Below are 17,387 nucleotides of genomic sequence, written 5' to 3' on the forward strand. Positions count from 1 at the left end.
GCGAGCTCTACGCCGCCGCGCCCTGAGCGGCGAGCTGCGCGGCCTGGTGCTCGGTGGTCAGTGCGTCGGTCAGTTCGCCCAGCGCTTCGCCCGCCATCACCTGCGGCAGCTTATAGAGCGTCAAATTGATGCGGTGATCGGTGACGCGTCCTTGCGGGAAATTATAAGTGCGGATGCGCTCGCTGCGGTCGCCGGAGCCGACCTTCTCCTTGCGCTCGGCCGAGCGCGCCGCGTCGAGGCGTTGCTGCTCGGCGTCGTAGATGCGCGAGCGCAGGATGTTCATGGCGGAAGCGCGATTCTTGTGCTGCGAGCGGCTATCCTGCATCATCACCACGATGCCGGTCGGGATGTGGGTGATGCGGATCGCTGATTCGGTCTTGTTGACGTGCTGGCCGCCGGCGCCTCCGGCGCGCATCGTCTCGATACGCAAATCATCGTTCCGGATCTCGACGTCGACCTCCTCCACCTCGGGCATCACGGCGACGGTGGCGGCAGATGTGTGGATGCGCCCCTGCGTCTCGGTGTCCGGCACGCGCTGCACCCGGTGCACGCCGGACTCGAACTTCAGCTTCGAGAACGCGCCGCGGCCCTGCACCTCGGCGATGATTTCCTTGTAGCCGCCGACGCTGCCTTCGCTGGCCGAGATCACCTCGACCTTCCAGCCCTGCAGGGCCGCGAAGCGCTCGTACATCCGGAACAGGTCGCCGGCAAACAGCGAAGCCTCGTCGCCGCCGGTGCCGGCGCGGATTTCCAGCACCACGTTGCGATCGTCCATGGCGTCCTTCGGCAGCAGCGCGACGCGGATCTTCTGGACCAACTCCTCGATCTTCGGCGTCAGCTCGCCGCGCTCGGCTTCCGCCATGGCGCGCATCTCGGCATCGGTCGCGGGATCGGCGATCAGCGCCTCGGTGTCGGCGAGCTCCTTGAGGGCCGAACGATAGGTCTTGACCGCTTCGATCAATGGCGTGAGCTCGGCGAGCTCACGCGTGATCTGCACATAGCGTTCGGAGGCGAGCTGACCGAGCGATTCGGCCTCGAGTGAGGCGTGATGCGCGAGCAGGACGTCCAGTTTGGCTTCGGGGAGTGACGACATCGGTTCGGTCTCAAATGCGGAAAAGGGCGAGGCGGCAGGAGGGGGCGACAGGCCCGCTACAAGGCCAGGCCTTCGGCCTCGGCAAATTCCGTCAGCTTCTGCCGGATCGAGACGCTGCCGGCGGGCGCGTCCAGCAACGGCCCGAGCATCGCCTCGGCCTTCTTGGCGTCGAGATCGAGCACCATGGCCTTGACCGGGCCGAGCGCGGTGGCCGAGAGCGACAGCGAGCGATAGCCCATCCCGATCAGCGCCAGCGCGCCGATCGGTTTCGACGCCATCTCGCCGCAGAGCGACAGCGATTTGTTCGCGGCTTGCGTCTTGCGTGCGATGTCGCGAAGCGCGCGCAGGATCGGCGCCGACATGGTGTCGAAGCGCTCCGAGACTTTCGCGTTGCCGCGGTCGACCGCGAACAGGAACTGGAACAGATCGTTGGAGCCGACCGAGATGAAGTCGACCTTCTTCAGGAGCTCGTCGAGCTGATAAAGCAGCGCCGGCACCTCGACCATGGTGCCGATGTCGATCCGCTCCGGCAGCGTGTGGCCGTGCTGGCGCAGATAGGTCAGTTCGCGTTCGACCAGCGCCTTCGCAGAATCGAATTCACCCACCTCCGAGATCATCGGGAACATGATGCGCAGCGCGCGGCCGCCGCCGGCGCGCAGCAGTGCGCGGATCTGGCCGCGCAACAGGCCGGGACGATCGAGCCCGAGCCGGATCGCGCGCCATCCGAGCGCGGGGTTCTCCTCGATTACCGCCTCCATATAAGGCAGCGCCTTGTCGCCGCCGATGTCGAGGGTGCGGAAGGTGACGGGCTTGGTGCCGGCGGCATCCAGCACGGTGCGATAGAGCGCGAGCTGGTCGCTGGTGCGCGGCAGGCTCTGGCCGACCATGAATTGCAGCTCGGTGCGGAACAGGCCGATGCCGGCGCTGCCGGTGTCTTCGATGTGCGGCAAGTCGATCGCGAGACCCGCATTGATCATCAGCTCGACCTTCTGGCCGTCCTTGGTGACGCAGGGCCGGTCGCGCAGCGCCAGATACTGCGCCTGGCGGCGGGCCCGGAAGCGCACGCGCTCGGCGAAGGCCGCTTCGACCTCCTGCGATGGGCGCACATAGATCATGCCGGAGGTGCCGTCGACGATGACGGCGTCGCCGGGATCGGCGATACCAGGCGCGTTCGGGACTTCGCCGACCGCGGGAATGCCGAGCGCGCGCGCCACGATCGAGACGTGGGAATTGGCGGTGCCTTCCTCCAATATGATGCCGCGCAGGCGCTTGCGGTCATAGTCGAGCAGCGCCGCCGGGCCCATCGCGCGCGCGATGACGATGGCGTTGTCGGGCAATTGTTCGCGTGACGGCGCGTGATCCTGGCCGACCAGCTGTCGCATCAGGCGATAGCCGAGATCCTCGAGATCATGCAGCCGGTCGCGCAAATAGGGATCTGTCGAGCGCAGCATGCGCGCGCGGGTGTCGGATTGCACACGCTCGACGGCGGCTTCCGCCGTGAGGCCGGTGGCGACCGCCTCGTGCAGCTTGTGCGACCAGCCCTGGTCGTTGGCGAACATGCGGTAGGCTTCCAGCACCTCGCGATGCTCGCCGCCCTCGGCGACGTCGCCGCGCTCCAGCATGCGGTCGAGATCGGCGCGCAGCTTGGCGAGCGCGGTGTCGAGCCGCTTGATCTCCTTTGGCAGGTCCTCGGCGATGTAGTCCTTGATAACCACGCGCGGCTCGTGCAGCACGACATGGCCGAGTGCGATGCCTTCCGACAGGATGGCGCCGACCTTCTGCGCCGAATGGCGCGCCGCGGGCTCATGGCCTGGCTGGGCCAGCGCAGACAGCTCGCCGGAGGCGATCAGCTCCGCCAGCACCATCGCGGTGGTCTGAAGCGCCTCGAGCTCCTCCTCGACATAGTTGCGCTTGGCGCGATTCTGCACCACCAGCACGCCGAGCGTGTTGCCGGCGCGCAGGATCGGCACGCCGAGGAAGGAGTGGTAAATCTCTTCGCCGGTCTCCGGGCGGAACGAGAAGGCCGGATGGCTTTGCGCATCGCTTAGGTTGAGAGGCGTTGCCTCGCTCGCGACCAGGCCGACCAGGCCCTCATGGGCGCTGAGCACGGTGTGGTGCACCGCCTCGCGGTTGAGGCCTTCGGTGGCATAGAGCTCGAGCGTGTTGTCGACGCGCAGCACATAGACCGAGCACACCTCGGCCACCATGTTGGCGGCGATCAGCACCACGATCTTGTCCAGCCGCTCCTGGGCCGAGACCTGCTCCGCCATGGTTTCGCGGAGCCGTCTCAACAAGACGCGGGGACCTCCCGACGCGCTCCGCATGAACCGTCAATCTCCTCCGTCTGCCGGGGCCGAAAGGACCCGCGGCGGCTCGCCCAGAAATCCAGAAAAACAACAAATTTGCTCGTCCGGCGCCAGCCCCGGCGGTTGCCTGGGCCGAATCAGCACCGCCTCAACTGGGGCACAGTTTCTGGCAGCCCACCCAGTTCGCCGTATAGCGAATTGGGGCTTGTTTTGCCAAGCAAAACGCCTGCCAAACGCGAAAGTGTGGACACCTTCGCGTTTGCTGCGACCGCTAAGAGAAAATTAGCCTAAGCCTGATCGAGACCGTAGAGCGTGTGCAGGGTGCGCACCGCAAGCTCGGTATAGGCGGTGTCGATTAGAACCGAGAATTTGATCTCGGAGGTTGTAATGGCCCGGATGTTGATATTCCGTCCTGCGAGGGCCGAGAACGCCTGGGCGGCAACGCCGGCATGGCTGCGCATGCCGCTGCCGATCACCGAGATCTTGGCGACATCGGTAGCCGTGTCGAGCCGGGCATAATTGATCTGGCTCTTGGCCGCGGTAATCGTCTCCTTGGCCCTGGTGTAGTCGGCGGCCGGGACCGTGAAGGTGAGGTCGGTGGTCTTCCCGTCCTCGGAGACGTTCTGCACGATCATGTCGACGTTGATGTTGGCATTGGCGAGCGGGCCGAAGATCGACGCCGCCACGCCGGGCTTGTCCTCGATCTGGCGTACCGAGATCTGGGCCTCGTCCTTCGAAAAGGCGATGCCGGTGACGATGTGGCTTTCCATGATCTCCTCCTCGCTGCAGATCAGCGTGCCGGGCGGCTGGTTGGCATGCGGGTCGATATCCTCGGGCTTGTCGAAGCTCGAGCGGACGAAAATTGGCATGTTGTGGACCATGCCGAGTTCCACCGAGCGGACCTGGAGCACCTTGGCGCCCTGGGAGGCCAGCTCCAGCATGTCTTCAAATGCGATCTTGTCGAGCCGGCGCGCCTTCGGCACGATTCGCGGATCGGTGGTGTAGACACCGTCGACGTCGGTGTAGATGTCGCAGCGGTCCGCCTTCACGGCGGCGGCGATCGCCACGGCCGAGGTATCGGAGCCGCCGCGGCCGAGCGTGGTGATGCGGTTGGTCTCGGGGTTGATGCCCTGGAAGCCGGCGATCACGGCGACTTCCTTGCGCTCCCTGAAGCGCTTGATGATCTCGCTGCCGTCGATGCCCTCGATCCGGGCCGAAGCATGGGCGTCGCTGGTCGTGATCGGGATCTGCCAGCCCTGCCAGGAGCGGGCCTGGATACCCATGCCCTGAAGCACGATGGCAAGCAGGCCGGACGTCACCTGTTCGCCCGAGGCGACCACGGCGTCGTATTCGCGCGCGTCGTGCATCGGCGAGGCCTCGGTGCACCAGGCCACCAGCTCGTTGGTTTTACCGGACATCGCCGAGACGACCACGGCCACTTCATGGCCGGCGTCGACCTCACGCTTCACATGGCGTGCGACGTTGCGGATACGTTCGATGTTGGCGACGGACGTGCCGCCGAATTTCATCACGAGGCGGCTCATGACGACGCGTGCATTCCTTCATAAGGATCAGTATGGTGGCCCGCACTGGACGGGCCTCGCGGACACCGACCGCGCGTATACATAGCGGCGGGGCCGGGGGCAAGCGGGTTCCTGCGGGGCAGGGTGCGGGGTAGTGGGTTAACCGAGATCATGGCGCGCTATATCGACGAGATCCTGCAGCCTGGCGAGAAGGTGCTGTATTCGACCAATGCGCACTGGATCTTCTATTTTCCGGCGATCCTGGCCTGGATCGTGGCGCTGGTCCTGTTCGTCCTGTCCCGGCAAACCACCGTCGAGGGGCTCGTCATGCTCTGTCTGGTTGCGGCCGGCCTGGTCGCTCTGGCGGCGCTGTACTGGACTGTGAAGGGCTGGTTCCATCGCTTTACCACCGAGACCGACGTGACCAATTTGCGGGTCGTGCACAAGACCGGCTTCATCAAGCGCCGCACCTTCGAGATGGCGCTGGACAAGGTCGAGAGCGTCGATGTCGATCAGACCATTCTTGGACGAATTCTCAACTACGGCGACGTGACGATTCGCGGCGTCGGCGAGGGGATCGAGACGATCAAGACCATCGCCTCGCCGCTCGCCTTCCGTAGTTCGATCACCACGCGGTAGGACCGCGCGTAACCATGAGCATGCAGCAAGATACTTCCGTAACCGCAAGCACCTCGCCGGGCTCGACCGTCGATGCCGCCGAGATCGCGAAATTCTCAAAGCTCTCGGTCGAGTGGTGGGATCCCCACGGCAAGATGGCACCGCTGCACCGGATCAACCCGCTGCGGCTCGGGTATATCCGCGATGCCGCCTGCCGCAAGTTCGAGCGCAACGCGCGCAGCCTCAACTGCCTCGGCGGTCTGCGCGTGCTCGACATCGGCTGTGGCGCCGGCCTGCTCTGCGAGCCGTTGTCGCGCCTGGGTGCGCAGGTCATCGGCGTCGATCCGTCGGTCAGCAACATCGCGGCCGCCAAGCTGCATGCCGACAAGGCGCACCTCGCGATCGACTATCGCTGCACCACGGTTGAGGAGATCGACCCGCGCGAGCGCTTCGACATCGTTCTGGCGATGGAGGTGGTCGAGCACGTCGTCGACGTCGGCGTTTTCCTGAAGCGCTGCGCCGCGATGCTGAAGCCGAACGGCCTGATGGTGGTCTCGACGCTGAACAGGAACTGGAAGAGCTTTGCGCTTGCCATCGTCGGCGCTGAATATGTCCTGCGCTGGCTGCCGCGCGGCACCCACGAGTGGAACAAGTTCGTCACCCCCGACGAGCTGACGAAATACCTGCTCGACAACCGCCTGGTCATCACCGAGCAGACCGGCGTCGTCTACAGCCCCTTCGCCGACAAATGGACCCTCTCGTCAGACATGGACGTGAACTACATGGTGGTGGCGGAAGGCATGGTGTGAGGCGTTGCCGCTTCCAAACATTCGGCGTCGTCCTGGCGAAAGCCAGGGTTTAGTTAGGCGAAAACTGATAATTACGAGTCTTCGCCAAACCACTCCCTGGGGTAATGGGTCCTGGATCTGCGCTTCGCTTGTCCAGGACGACACCGAATTCGTCAGGCAAGCATCGCACCCATGACATCCGCGTGATTGACCTGCTTGAGCGCGAGCGGCACGTTGACTCAACGTCCTCTCGCTCCCAGCGCAGTCCCACCCATGTTGACCATCGCCAGCCTCTGGATTCCCTTCACCGTCATTGCCGCGCTCGGCCAGGTCGGGCGCAATGCGATGCAGCGGTCGCTGACGAAGCCGCTGGGGACCTGGGGCGCAACCAATATCCGCTTCCTGTTCGGCTTTCCGTTCTCGCTGCTTTTCCTGGCGGTGGTGCTGGTCGCCACCGGCGATCATCTCGATATGCCGCCCGGTGTGTTCTGGCCGTGGCTCCTGCTCGGCGCGCTCAGCCAGATCGTCGCGACCGGCCTGATGCTGCTCGCCATGAACGACCGCTCCTTCGTGGTGACGACGGCCTATTTGAAAACCGAGGCGATCCAGACCGCCATCTTCGGCTTCGTCTTCCTCGGCGATCATCTGACATGGCTGAAGGTGCTTGCGATCGTGATCGCGACAATCGGCGTCGTCATCACCGCGCTGCGGCCCGGCGGCGAGAAGAGCTTTGCCGAATTGAAGCCGACCATCACCGGCCTCGTCGCGGCCGCGGCCTTCGCGCTCTCTGCGGTCGGCTTCCGCGGCGCCATCATCAACGTGCCTGATGTCTCGTTCGTGACTGCGGCATCGTTCACGCTGGTGCTCGGCCTGTTCGTGCAGACGCTGATCCTGACGGTCTATCTGCTCTGGCGGGCGCCAAAAGTGCTTCAGTCGATCCTGAGGCTTTGGAAGCCATCGCTGCTCGCCGGCTTCATGGGCGCCTTCGCCTCGCAGTTCTGGTTCCTGGCGTTCGCGCTGACGGCCGCCGCCAATGTCCGCACCCTCGCTTTGATCGAGGTGCTGTTCGCGCAAGGCGTGGCGTACTATTCGTTCAAGCAGCCGATCGCGCCGCGCGAGATTATTGGCATCGTGCTGATCGTGGTCGGCGTGGCGGTGTTGGTGGGAGTCTAATTCCGATCTTCCGGCAGCGTCGGCAGCGGCGACACCTCGATGCCTTCGTCGATCAGCGACTTGGCCTCGTCGGGCGAGGCCTCGCCATAGATCGGACGGTGCTCCTTGTCGCCGTAATGCATCGCGCGGGCTTCGGTGGCGAATCGCTCGCCGACATTGTCGGCGTTCTTCACGATGTGATCGCGCAGCTCTTTGAGCTTGGCGCGCAGCTCGCGCTCCTGCGCCATCAGCAGCGAGGTCGGTGCGGATTGCGCAGCTTCGGGCGCGGTCATCGTGGCGGTGGGCTCAGGCGGGGGCGTGGCGCGTCCGCGGCCCTTCTTGCCGACGATGCGCGGCGCCATGATCGCCTTGTCGACCTTGGCCGAGCCGCAAATCGGACAGGTCACGAGCTTGCGCTTCACCTGCTGGTCGTACGCGGCCGAGCTCTGGAACCAACTCTCGAAGTCGTGGCTCCGGTCGCAGCGGAGCGCGTAGCGGATCATGCCGATCCCCGCACCAGGTGCAGATGATCCGGCCCCGCCTTGGGGTCGGCGACGCCGAAGCGGCGGCCGTGCTGGAGTGAGGGTATCGCGCGGCGCGCGGTCTCGACCTTGGCCGGATCGATTTTTGCCATGATGATGCCGGGCTCGACATCGCCTTCGGCGAGGATCTCGCCCCAGGGATCGATGATCAGCGAATGGCCATAAGTCTCGCGCTTGTTCTCGTGCAGGCCTGCCTGTGCCGCGGCGAAGATGAAGCAACCGGTCTCGATCGCGCGCGCACGCAACAGCACGTGCCAATGCGCCTCGCCGGTCTTGCGGGTAAAGGCCGAGGGCACCGTGATGAAGTACGCGCCGCTTTCGGCCAGCGCGCGGTAGAGCGCGGGGAAGCGCACGTCATAACAGATCGTCAGGCCGACGCGGCCCCAGGGCAGGTCGGAGATCACGGCCGTCTCGCCCGGCTGGTAATTGGCGGATTCGCGATAGCTCTCGCCGTCAGGCAGCTCGATATCGAACATGTGGATCTTGTCGTAGCTCGCGAGCACATTGCCCTCGGGCCCGATCAGGAACGAGCGGTTGACCGCTTTCTCGTCCGAAAAGCGCAGCGCCAGCGAGCCGACATGGATGTGGATCTTCAGTTCCGCCGCGAGCGCCCGGTACGCCCTCAGCGAGCTGTCGTCGTCTTGGCTCTGGAGGTGCTCGAACAGGGCCTTGCGGTTGAGCTGCATCATGTTGCTGACTTCGGGCGTCTGCACGTAGTCGGCGCCATTGGCTACAGCCTGGCGGATCAGCCTGGTGGCCTGCGCGAGGCTGGGCTCGGGCATCAGGCCGGTGCGCATCTGCACCATAGCCGCCGTGAAGGTCCTGTTGTCGCTCATGACTCCGCCTTGACGCTTTCGAGCATGCCGTCGAGCTTGCCTTCGCGATCGAGCGCGTAGAGCTCGTCGCAGCCCCCGACATGGGCTCCGCCGATCCAGATCTGAGGGAAGGTCGAGCCCTCGCCGGCGCGATCGTACATCTCCTGGCGCCAGGACGGGTTCTTGGCGATATCGAACTCCGTGAACGTCGCCTTCTTGCGGGTCAGCAGCGACTTGGCGGCGGAACAATAGCCGCAGCCCGGCCTCGTGTAGATCTCGACAGCAGCGGTCATCTTGTCTGGCGCTCTCATGTCATGAATTCATTGAATTATATGGGACTTCACCGGCTCTCGACAACCCGGGCAAACACCAGCACGTCCACTTGCGCCGCTTTGGCCCGGAGCAGGGCCCGCGCACACGCATCCAGCGTCGCGCCCGACGTCAGGACGTCGTCGATGAGGACAATGCGCCGACCCTGGACGTCCGCCTGGCGGTCGGGGGATACCTGGAATGCGCCCTGCACATTGGTGGCGCGCTGGGCCCGCGACAGGCCGATCTGCTGCTCGGTCGCGCGTACCCGGCGCAGCACCTCAGCCTTCACTTTCACTCCGCTCTGCCGCTCGATGATCCGCGCCAGCGCCCCGGACTGGTTGTAACGGCGGCGCCAGGCCCTTCGCCAATGCAGGGGAACGGGCACCAGCATGTCAGCCTCGGCGAGCAGTTCGCCGCCCGCGCGCGCCATCCAGCGGCCCATGGCGGGCGCCAAATCCGTGCGATCCTGGTATTTCAGCGCATGCACCAGGGTGCGCGCGACGTCGTCATAACGCACCGCGGCGCGCGCCCGCTGGTAGGCCGGCGGGCTCGCGATCGCCTCCATCGACAGCATGTCGGGCCCGGGATCGTACACAAAAGGAATGCCGAGCCGCGGGCAGTAGGGCCGTTCGATGAACGACAGCCGCGCCCAGCACGCCGCGCACACGCCCTCGCCGTCGACCGGCTCGCGGCAGGACACGCACAGCGTCGGCAGCGCGATGTCGAGTGCAAGCCTTGGCAGATGCGCCATCACACCTCGGCAGGCCTGAAGCGCGCCGCGCAAATGGCTGGAAATGGAGCGTGGTGGTGATGCCTCGGCGTCCATTGGGCAAGGCTAGCGCCGTCCTGCGCCACGCTCAAGTCAATGGGCTGTTCTCGTCCGCGCCCGGCCTACGGCTCTTTCGGCAGCACGGGCCGGAAGAACGATCGCTCATAACGGCGAAAGCAGCGCGTTTGCCTTGCGAACTCGATCGCTTTCTGGACGTCCGGATCTTCGGCGCTGTCCTTCCGATATTGTTCGTACGCCGCGAAGCTCGGGAAGCTGAACATCGCGAGGGCGACGTCGCTGGCGCCTTCCGATGGCAGGAAGTACCCGTGGTGGATGCCGCCGAATCTTGGCACTAGTTCCAGCCACATCCTGCCATAGGCTTCGAATTCGGCGAGCTTGTCCGGGGGGATCTCGTATCGCAGATAACAGGTGATCATCGTTTGACGCTCCGGCGCCGCGGGCCTGGTGCGGATTGCTAGTTTGGAACACGGGGGCCGGTGTCGGCTCCATGAGGCAAGGCTAGCGCCGCGCGCAGTGGATTGCCAGAACCAGCATGATCGGCGTAACCAGCGGCATGGCTCAAGACCCACAAACCCCGCCCGCTTTGTTCGATCGTGCTTTGCTGCGCGCGCGACAGCGCCGCGCGCAGGCGCAAGGTGCCGCGAGCTTCCTGCTGGATCGGGTCGCCGAGGACATCTCCGACCGGCTTGCCGCGGTAATGCGGGAGTTTCACACGGCGGCCGATCTCTGGACGCCCGGCGAGGGTCTCGCGGTGCTGCGCGCGCGACTGCCCTCGATCGAGCGCATTGAGCTCGATGCGTCGGGTGCGGAGAAGCTACCCTTTGCACCGGAGAGCCTCGATCTCGTGGTCTCGGCGCTGGCGCTGCAATTCGCCAACGATCTGCCGGGTGTGCTCGCGCAGATCCGTCGCGCGCTGAGGCCGGACGGGCTGCTGCTGGCGGCGATGATCGGCGGCGACAGCCTGACCGAGCTGCGCCAGGCCTTTGCCGCCGCCGAGGCCGAATGCGAGGGCGGCGTATCGCCGCGAGTCGCACCGTTCGCCGATCTGCGCGACGTTGGCGCGCTGTTGCAGCGGGCGGGGTTTGCGCTGCCGGTCACCGATGTCGACCGCGTCGTGGTGCGCTACGCCAACGCGTTCGCGCTGATGCAGGATATCAGGCGCATGGGCGCCGCCAATGTGCTGATCGAGCGGCGACGCACGCCCAGCCGGCGATCGACGCTGCTGCGGATGGCTGAAATCTACGCGGAACGCTTTGCCGACGCCGACGGCCGCATCCGTGCGACATTCGACATCATCTGGCTTTCCGGCTGGGCGCCGCATGCGAGCCAGCAGCAGCCGCTCAAGCCTGGATCAGCGAAGGCGAGCCTGGCGGAAGCGGTGAAGAAGGCCGGAGGGACGTAAGCTCTTTCCGCCGTCATGGCCGGCATGCCGTCCGAGGGACGGCGTCGCTTCCGCTCGCCTATGTCCCGGCCATCCACGCCTCTCGGTTCAGCACGAAGATCGTGGATGCCCGGGACAAGCCCGGGCATGACGCCGAGAGTGTGGTGCCCGCTTCGAATTCACATCAACAAATCAATCAAATGCGGGATCAGCGGAATGTCCGCGGGCGGCATGGGATAGTCGCGCAGCTTGTTGGCGCGAACCCAGGCCAGGGCCTGGCCTTCGCGCGGCGTGACCTGTCCCTCCCAGCGCCGGCAAATGAAGAGCGGCATCAGGAGGTGGAAGGTCTCGTAGCCGTAGCTCGCGAACGTCAGCGGCGCCAGACAGGGTTCGGCGACGGTGATGCCGAGCTCCTCGTGGAGTTCGCGGATCAGGCTCTGTTCCGGCCGCTCGCTGGGCTCGCACTTGCCGCCGGGAAATTCCCAAAGGCCGGCCAGCGTCTTGCCCTCGGGGCGCTGCGCGATCAGGACGCGCTTGTCGGCGTCGACCAGCGCGCAAGCCACCACGAGCGTCAGTTTGAGATCAGCCATGCCGCTTTCATTAGCCGCAATCGCCGTGCGGTTCTACCGGCTCGGCCGGCGATATTTCAGCTGCATGGATACTGTACGGCGGAGGAAACGCGTGGAAACAGGTAATAGTTCTCGCCGATCGGGATAGTCCCGGTGATCGCATAGCCAAGGTTGGGCGTGTATTGATACGTCACCTCGCCGAGTATCAACGATGTGTTGGAAGGTGAGGGCGTGCCGAGGGCCGCTGGCAAAATCACCTGCTGAGCTACTGGCCGCGCGGTGCCGTTGAGTGCTTTGCTCCAGGTCACCGTCGCTTTGCCGCTGGCGTCCGTGGATACTTCCGACACGACTACCGTCGTATTCGCTGAGGCATAGGGAGCGATCGTCACCGCCGATGCTCCAAGCATGGTGCTTAGCGATGCATCGGTGACGCACGCGTTTCGTGACACCAGGTCCGCGACCGTGTGGGCGGTTTCGCTGACCTTGACGCTGATGGCGAGCCCGTTCCCGAGTTCGACGCCGCCCACATAGAGCAGCAGCATGAACGGCACCACAATCGCGAATTCCACCGCGGCCACCGCGCGCGTGTCGGCCCACAAGTTTCGCACGTAATGAAGCATCCGGCTCATGAGTTGACAAAGGCCTCGTTCATGAAAGCCGTGGATGACATGATCAGGCGTTTGCCATTCGACTGGTTCGCCAGATTGAAGCCGAGCGGACCTAGGAAAACCGGCCATTGATACATCACCCGCACGACAACGATGTCGCCCTGATTGCCGGGGTTGAATTTCCAGACGTTCGTCACGTTGCCGCTGCCGTCAAACGTCAGGGCTGGCGCGCCAGTGTTCGCCGAAGACCATGATCCGGCTACTTGGACGTCGATCATCATCTTGCTGCAGTCGAACAAGATCACAACGTTGGAGCAGACTGCAGTGGCAAACTGGGCTTGGGTCATGCTCGCGGCCTGCGCCTGCCCCGTCAGGATCGCCCGGCTCGATTGGTTCACCACTTGCTCCAGGAGCTGCTGGGCAAAGAAAACAAGGAAGGTCTGGATGATTCCGAGCAACAAAGCGATGAATGCCGGACCGATCAGCGCGAACTCGACCGCGGTTGCGCCGTTCCGGTCGGCAAGGAACGCGCGCCAGCGGCGGCGTTTGGTTGTGGGCACGGCGTGCGCGGCGGTCATGACTGCTTTCTCTACTGGGTCAGGCGCGGATCGGACGCGACCTTCAGGAACAGGCTCTGGAGCGCGGACGTAATGTCGTCGTCGGTCGCCACCTTTTTGTACAAATCGGGCGACGAGGCGCAGGCTTGCAGATTTGTCTCGATCTGGCTGGTCGAGCCGGTGGACGTGCTGTTGAAGGGGTAGATCCATGAATCGTACCAGCCGTTGGATGTATGTAGCGCCGAGTCGTCGTATTCGGTGTAGATCACCGCGATACGGATCTTCCTGTTCTTGATGGTGGTGCAGATCGCGGGGTCGAGCGGTTGCTGGCAGCGCTTACCAGTGAGTTTCTTATTGCAGGAGTTCGTGTACGGGTCGGTCGTGATGTTCACGTCCTCAAGGCCGTCGGTAACGAGGAAGACGACTTCCTGTGGCGTATCGTTGGCGACATTGGTGCCGTTCCCCGGAGTCGGCATGATCTTGTTGAGAGCGCTTAATCCGCCCGCAATGCTGGTGTCGGCGTCGCTATTATTGTTCGACGATGTCAGCCAGTTGTTCTTGTAGACCGGCAGGACCTGAATGTTGTCGGCCTTGCTCTGGATGGTCGCTACCGTGTAGCTGGTCGTTGTGGCAGGCGTCGTGGGAGTTCGCACCACCCCAGGTTTTCCGGAAGGTGCGAAGACCGCCGAACTGCTGCCGCTTGTCGGAGAATTGTTTAGAGCAGTATCGAAGGTATAGATCGCAACCCCATACGTATTTCTGTTGATGCTCGATATCTGATAGGCCGTATTCATCAGCGATTTGACCGCTTGCGTTACCCGATCGATCCGTAACGTGAGGCCAAGATTGCGAGCAAGTTGGTAGTTATCAATCCCGCCTGGATTGCCCAGATTGTCCGCGGCAGGATTAGTCTGGTGGCATGCGAATCCGCATCCTTTCGTCCCGGTCGATGAATCGACCTGCTTTTGCGTGTTCGCGATCAGCGTTTTGATGTCGCTCGAGGTCGCGCCGATCGCCATGGAAGGCGAGGCGTCCAGCAAGAGATAGAAATCGATGTTGGGCGCGCCCTGGTTGCGTGTCGCTGCCTGGCCTGCGAACGGCCAACTCACCTGCTTGAGCACGCTCGGGAAGGCGTTGTTTGCGGCCGCAGTGTAGCAAACCTGGACGTTGCGAACGACTTGGTTGTTTGAGTTGACAGGGTCAGCAAAGACAGAGTCCAGGCCGGGGCAGGGAGCGTAGGTACAGTAGCCCGTTGTGGAGTCGGGTTTGCTGCAATTGACGGTGACCGTGAGAGTTGGCGGTGCGGCCAGGTTGTTGTTGCTGACCAGGCCATTCGCGGTGATGTTGAAAACGTTCTTCGCTGTGGTTTGGGCGACCTGCGGGCTCTTCTGCATCATCGTCGAGGTGACGGCGGCGACGGCGGCAGCATCGACGGCAGAGTCGAGATCAACCTTCATGTGCTGCGTATGCGTATAGTCCAGCGCCATCCCGAGCAGAAAGATTGTCGGAACCATCACAATTGCAAACATCACGGCGACGTTGGCCTTGCGATTTCTGGCAAAACGATACAACCAAGCCCGAAGCATGATCTTCATCCTAATCGCCGTGGGTCCCGGCAGAGGCAATTTCTCTGGCCGATCGGGGATCGAGGACCGGGAGCGCAACCGGGCGGCCTCTGACGACCTCTCGGCAGAGCGGAACTTTGAAGATGGGCTGTTAAGTAAAGCTTACGCCGATGTCGCGAACATGGGTGGCCGAAAATCCGACGCTGCCGGATCGAGCGGCATCATTAACGAAAGCTAAAGGCAGCCAGGAAATTGAAGCGAGCTCCTCGCCCGGCTGCATGCTGGACCTCGTTCTCCGGTGGAGAACCAAGAGAGGGACATCAGATTCACGACCTGTAATCCCCGTTGATCGCGACATACTCCTTGGTGAGGTCGCAGGTCAGTACGCGGTCGCGGCCCTTGCCGAGGCCGAGCGAGACCTTGATCGCGATCTCCGGCGCCTTCATCGCTTCCGACACCTGCGCCTCGTCATAGGACGGATCTCGCGCGCCGCTCCTGGCGACGCGGATGCCGTTGAAGGAGATCGAGAGCTTGTCGCGGTCAGCCGGCTCGCCGGCCTTGCCGACCGCCATCACCACGCGGCCCCAATTGGCGTCCTCGCCGGCGATTGCGGTCTTCACCAGCGGCGAGTTCGCGATCGACATCGCGATCTTGCGCGCCGAGGCCTTGGTCTTGGCGCCCTCGACGGTGATCTCGACCAGCTTGCGCGCGCCTTCGCCGTCGCGGGCCACTTGCTCGGAAAGATTGGCGAGCACCTGGTTGAAGGCCTTGACGAAGGCTTTCAGGCGCGGGTCGGTGGCGCGACTGATCTTCGGCGCGCCGTGTTCCGCAGCAGCACCGGTGGCAAAGGCCAGCAGCGTGTCCGAGGTCGAGGTGTCGCCGTCGATCGTGACCGCGTTGAAGGTGTCCTCGACGCCGCTTTTGAGCAGCGCCTGCAGCGCGGCAGGCGCGATCGGTGCGTCGGTGAAGATGAAGGACAGCATCGTCGCCATATCGGGCGCGATCATGCCGGCACCCTTGGCCATGCCGTTGATGGTGACCTTGGCTTTGCCGAGCTTCACGGTCGCGGTCGCGACCTTCGGGAAGGTGTCGGTGGTCATGATCGCCTTGGCGGCGGCGAGATAATCGCCGGCCTCGGCGGTTTCCGCGAGCCTCCCGAGCACGCCGTCGAACTTGGTCGCATCCAGCGGCTCGCCGATCACGCCGGTCGAGGCCAGGAAGATCTCACCCTCGGTGCATCCGACGGCCTTGGCCGCGATCTTCGCGGTCAGTGCCGTGGAGCTGCGGCCGGTCTTGCCGGTGAAGGCATTGGCGTTGCCGGAATTGACCACCAACGCGCGGGCCTTGCCGCCTTTCAGCTTGGCGCGGCACCATTCCACCGGCGCGGAGGGACATTTCGACTTGGTGAAGACGCCTGCGACCGCGGTGCCCTTGTCCATCACCGCCAGCAGCACGTCGGTGCGGTTCTTGTAGCGAATGCCGGCTTCGGCCGTCGCGAGACGGACCCCCGCGATCACGGGCATGTCGGGAACGTGTTTCGGGGCGAGGGGGGAAACGGAGGAGGACATCGGGGCGCCTTGGTGGGATCTGGACATGCAGATGCCCGGCGCGGGGGCCGGGCATCACAAAGGCTTAGATACTCTTCACGTCACCGAAGTGACAGCGAATTCTTACTTCTTCGCCGGGGGCGCCATCTTGCTGTCGGACGGCTTGGCGTCAGCCGGCTTGGCCGCATCGGCCGGCTTGGCGTCCTTTGCCGCATCCGCCGGCTGGAGCCGCTCGACCTTGGCTTCCGCGCGCAGCTTGGCGACGTAATCGGCCTGGGCCTTGCGGGTGACATACTGCTCGATCTGCGCCTTGACCTGCTCGAAGTCCGGCGCCTTGCGGCTGCGCTTTTCCTCGACCTTGATGACGTGCCAGCCGAACTGCGACTTCACGGGGTCGGAGATCTTGCCCGGCTCGAGCGCGAAGGCGACCGCCGAGAATTCCGGCACCATCTGCTCCTTGGTGAAGAAGCCGAGGTCGCCGCCGTCGGCCGAGCCCGGATCCTTGGACTTCTTCTTGGCGAGTTCGGCGAAATCGGCGCCCTTGTCGAGTTCGGCCTTCACCGCCTTGGCCTCGTCCTCGGTCTCGACCAGGATGTGGCGGGCGTGCACTTCCTGCTCGCCGGTGATCTGCTTGGAGGCCTCCTCATAGACCTTCTTCATGGCATCCGGGGTGGTGGCGGCCTTGCCCTCGCCGGCGAGCAGGCTGTCCATCAGCAGGCGGTTGCGGGCGAACGCGAGCCGCTTCTTGAACTCCTCGCCCTCGGCGAGCTTCTTGTCCTCGGCGGCCTTGCCGACGATCTTCATGTCGATCAGGAAGGACAGGACGTTCTCGTCCTTGGTCGCCGGGTCCATCTGGGCGAGGCTCGGCCCGAGTTCCTCTTCGGCCATGGCGACGTCGCTCTTCTTGATTTCCGCGCCATTGACCTTCGCCAGCACCGGATCGTCGGCAGCCCGGCCGGGACCCGCGATCAGCGCCAGCGCAAGGCAGCCCACGAGGGCGGTGGCGAGGCCGAAGCGCAGGCCGGTTCTGGTTACCGGGAACGAGGTGGTCATGGAAAATCCTTTTGTTGAAGCAGGGGGCTGCTCGAGCGGGGCGGACACTCGCCCAATTCAGGGGGCCTTGGCAACGCGAAAAGTCTGTCAAAATGATGAATTAGCCGCAATGCACCCGCCGTTGACAAGGCCCTGACCGGGCCATATCTCTGCCCGGTCGCGTCCATG

The 17,387-nt window shown here is 64.2% G+C and carries 18 protein-coding genes; 4 read left to right on the forward strand and 14 right to left on the reverse strand.

Annotated elements, in window-relative coordinates; genetic code table 11:
- Positions 1-7 precede the first annotated feature (7 nt).
- The 3 genes from prfA to IVB42_RS20405 all read right to left on the reverse strand — a co-directional run bounded on the left by prfA (position 8) and on the right by IVB42_RS20405 (position 4,943).
- Positions 8-1,093: a peptide chain release factor 1 gene (gene prfA, locus IVB42_RS20395; protein ID WP_085348398.1), complete on the reverse strand. Its 1,086-nt coding sequence runs from the start codon at positions 1,091-1,093 to the stop codon at positions 8-10.
- Positions 1,094-1,149: 56 nt separating this feature from the next.
- On the reverse strand, positions 1,150-3,417 hold the full coding sequence (gene ptsP, locus IVB42_RS20400; RefSeq protein ID WP_026232414.1) for a phosphoenolpyruvate--protein phosphotransferase: 2,268 nt from the start codon (positions 3,415-3,417) through the stop codon (positions 1,150-1,152).
- A gap of 269 nt (positions 3,418-3,686) precedes the next feature.
- Positions 3,687-4,943: an aspartate kinase gene (locus IVB42_RS20405; RefSeq protein ID WP_085348397.1), complete on the reverse strand. Its 1,257-nt coding sequence runs from the start codon at positions 4,941-4,943 to the stop codon at positions 3,687-3,689.
- 150 nt (positions 4,944-5,093) lie between these two features.
- Here IVB42_RS20405 and IVB42_RS20410 point away from each other — a divergent pair, with 150 nt between their 5' ends.
- The 3 genes from IVB42_RS20410 to IVB42_RS20420 all read left to right on the forward strand — a co-directional run bounded on the left by IVB42_RS20410 (position 5,094) and on the right by IVB42_RS20420 (position 7,501).
- Positions 5,094-5,561: a PH domain-containing protein gene (locus IVB42_RS20410; protein WP_018452897.1), complete on the forward strand. Its 468-nt coding sequence runs from the start codon at positions 5,094-5,096 to the stop codon at positions 5,559-5,561.
- A 14-nt stretch (positions 5,562-5,575) separates the two neighbouring features.
- Complete coding sequence (ubiG, locus tag IVB42_RS20415; RefSeq protein WP_247471204.1) at positions 5,576-6,349, forward strand: bifunctional 2-polyprenyl-6-hydroxyphenol methylase/3-demethylubiquinol 3-O-methyltransferase UbiG; 774 nt, start codon at positions 5,576-5,578, stop codon at positions 6,347-6,349.
- Positions 6,350-6,601: 252 nt separating this feature from the next.
- The gene (locus IVB42_RS20420; protein WP_247398801.1) at positions 6,602-7,501 is read left to right on the forward strand and encodes an EamA family transporter; all 900 of its coding nucleotides are present in this window, start codon (positions 6,602-6,604) and stop codon (positions 7,499-7,501) included.
- Here IVB42_RS20420 and IVB42_RS20425 read toward each other — a convergent pair.
- The 5 genes from IVB42_RS20425 to IVB42_RS20445 form a co-directional block, all read right to left on the reverse strand.
- Positions 7,498-7,983: a DUF1178 family protein gene (locus IVB42_RS20425; protein ID WP_018452900.1), complete on the reverse strand. Its 486-nt coding sequence runs from the start codon at positions 7,981-7,983 to the stop codon at positions 7,498-7,500. The two genes, IVB42_RS20420 and IVB42_RS20425, sit on opposite strands and share 4 nt — an antisense overlap.
- Positions 7,980-8,858: a carbon-nitrogen hydrolase family protein gene (locus IVB42_RS20430; protein WP_018452901.1), complete on the reverse strand. Its 879-nt coding sequence runs from the start codon at positions 8,856-8,858 to the stop codon at positions 7,980-7,982. The genes IVB42_RS20425 and IVB42_RS20430 overlap by 4 nt, the downstream gene beginning before the upstream one ends.
- Positions 8,855-9,130 (reverse strand): glutaredoxin 3, encoded by a 276-nt coding sequence (grxC, locus tag IVB42_RS20435; protein ID WP_018452902.1) that lies wholly within the window; start codon positions 9,128-9,130, stop codon positions 8,855-8,857. Before grxC ends, IVB42_RS20430 begins: the two co-directional genes overlap by 4 nt.
- 47 nt (positions 9,131-9,177) lie before the next feature.
- Positions 9,178-9,975, reverse strand: a complete 798-nt coding sequence (locus IVB42_RS20440) for a ComF family protein (protein ID WP_026232415.1) — start codon at positions 9,973-9,975, stop codon at positions 9,178-9,180.
- Between the two features lie 65 nt (positions 9,976-10,040).
- Positions 10,041-10,355 (reverse strand): NIPSNAP family protein, encoded by a 315-nt coding sequence (locus IVB42_RS20445; protein WP_007599187.1) that lies wholly within the window; start codon positions 10,353-10,355, stop codon positions 10,041-10,043.
- Positions 10,356-10,471: 116 nt separating this feature from the next.
- Here IVB42_RS20445 and IVB42_RS20450 point away from each other — a divergent pair, with 116 nt between their 5' ends.
- Positions 10,472-11,341: a methyltransferase domain-containing protein gene (locus IVB42_RS20450; protein WP_026232416.1), complete on the forward strand. Its 870-nt coding sequence runs from the start codon at positions 10,472-10,474 to the stop codon at positions 11,339-11,341.
- A gap of 158 nt (positions 11,342-11,499) precedes the next feature.
- Here IVB42_RS20450 and IVB42_RS20455 read toward each other — a convergent pair whose 3' ends face one another.
- The 6 genes from IVB42_RS20455 to IVB42_RS20480 all read right to left on the reverse strand — a co-directional run bounded on the left by IVB42_RS20455 (position 11,500) and on the right by IVB42_RS20480 (position 17,219).
- Positions 11,500-11,910 (reverse strand): (deoxy)nucleoside triphosphate pyrophosphohydrolase, encoded by a 411-nt coding sequence (locus tag IVB42_RS20455; protein WP_018452905.1) that lies wholly within the window; start codon positions 11,908-11,910, stop codon positions 11,500-11,502.
- A 56-nt stretch (positions 11,911-11,966) separates the two neighbouring features.
- On the reverse strand, positions 11,967-12,509 hold the full coding sequence (locus IVB42_RS20460; RefSeq protein WP_245288361.1) for a TadE/TadG family type IV pilus assembly protein: 543 nt from the start codon (positions 12,507-12,509) through the stop codon (positions 11,967-11,969).
- A gap of 5 nt (positions 12,510-12,514) precedes the next feature.
- Complete coding sequence (locus IVB42_RS20465; protein ID WP_018452907.1) at positions 12,515-13,075, reverse strand: TadE/TadG family type IV pilus assembly protein; 561 nt, start codon at positions 13,073-13,075, stop codon at positions 12,515-12,517.
- 11 nt (positions 13,076-13,086) lie between these two features.
- Positions 13,087-14,649, reverse strand: coding sequence for a pilus assembly protein TadG-related protein (locus tag IVB42_RS20470; RefSeq protein ID WP_245288362.1), 1,563 nt, complete (start codon positions 14,647-14,649; stop codon positions 13,087-13,089).
- 296 nt (positions 14,650-14,945) lie between these two features.
- The gene (gene argJ / locus IVB42_RS20475) at positions 14,946-16,187 is read right to left on the reverse strand and encodes a bifunctional glutamate N-acetyltransferase/amino-acid acetyltransferase ArgJ (RefSeq protein ID WP_026232418.1); all 1,242 of its coding nucleotides are present in this window, start codon (positions 16,185-16,187) and stop codon (positions 14,946-14,948) included.
- A 102-nt stretch (positions 16,188-16,289) separates the two neighbouring features.
- Complete coding sequence (locus IVB42_RS20480; protein ID WP_247398804.1) at positions 16,290-17,219, reverse strand: peptidylprolyl isomerase; 930 nt, start codon at positions 17,217-17,219, stop codon at positions 16,290-16,292.
- Positions 17,220-17,387 lie beyond the last annotated feature (168 nt).

Origin of the sequence: Bradyrhizobium sp. 45 (assembly GCF_023073155.1) — a bacterium.
GTDB lineage: Bacteria > Pseudomonadota > Alphaproteobacteria > Rhizobiales > Xanthobacteraceae > Bradyrhizobium > Bradyrhizobium canariense_D.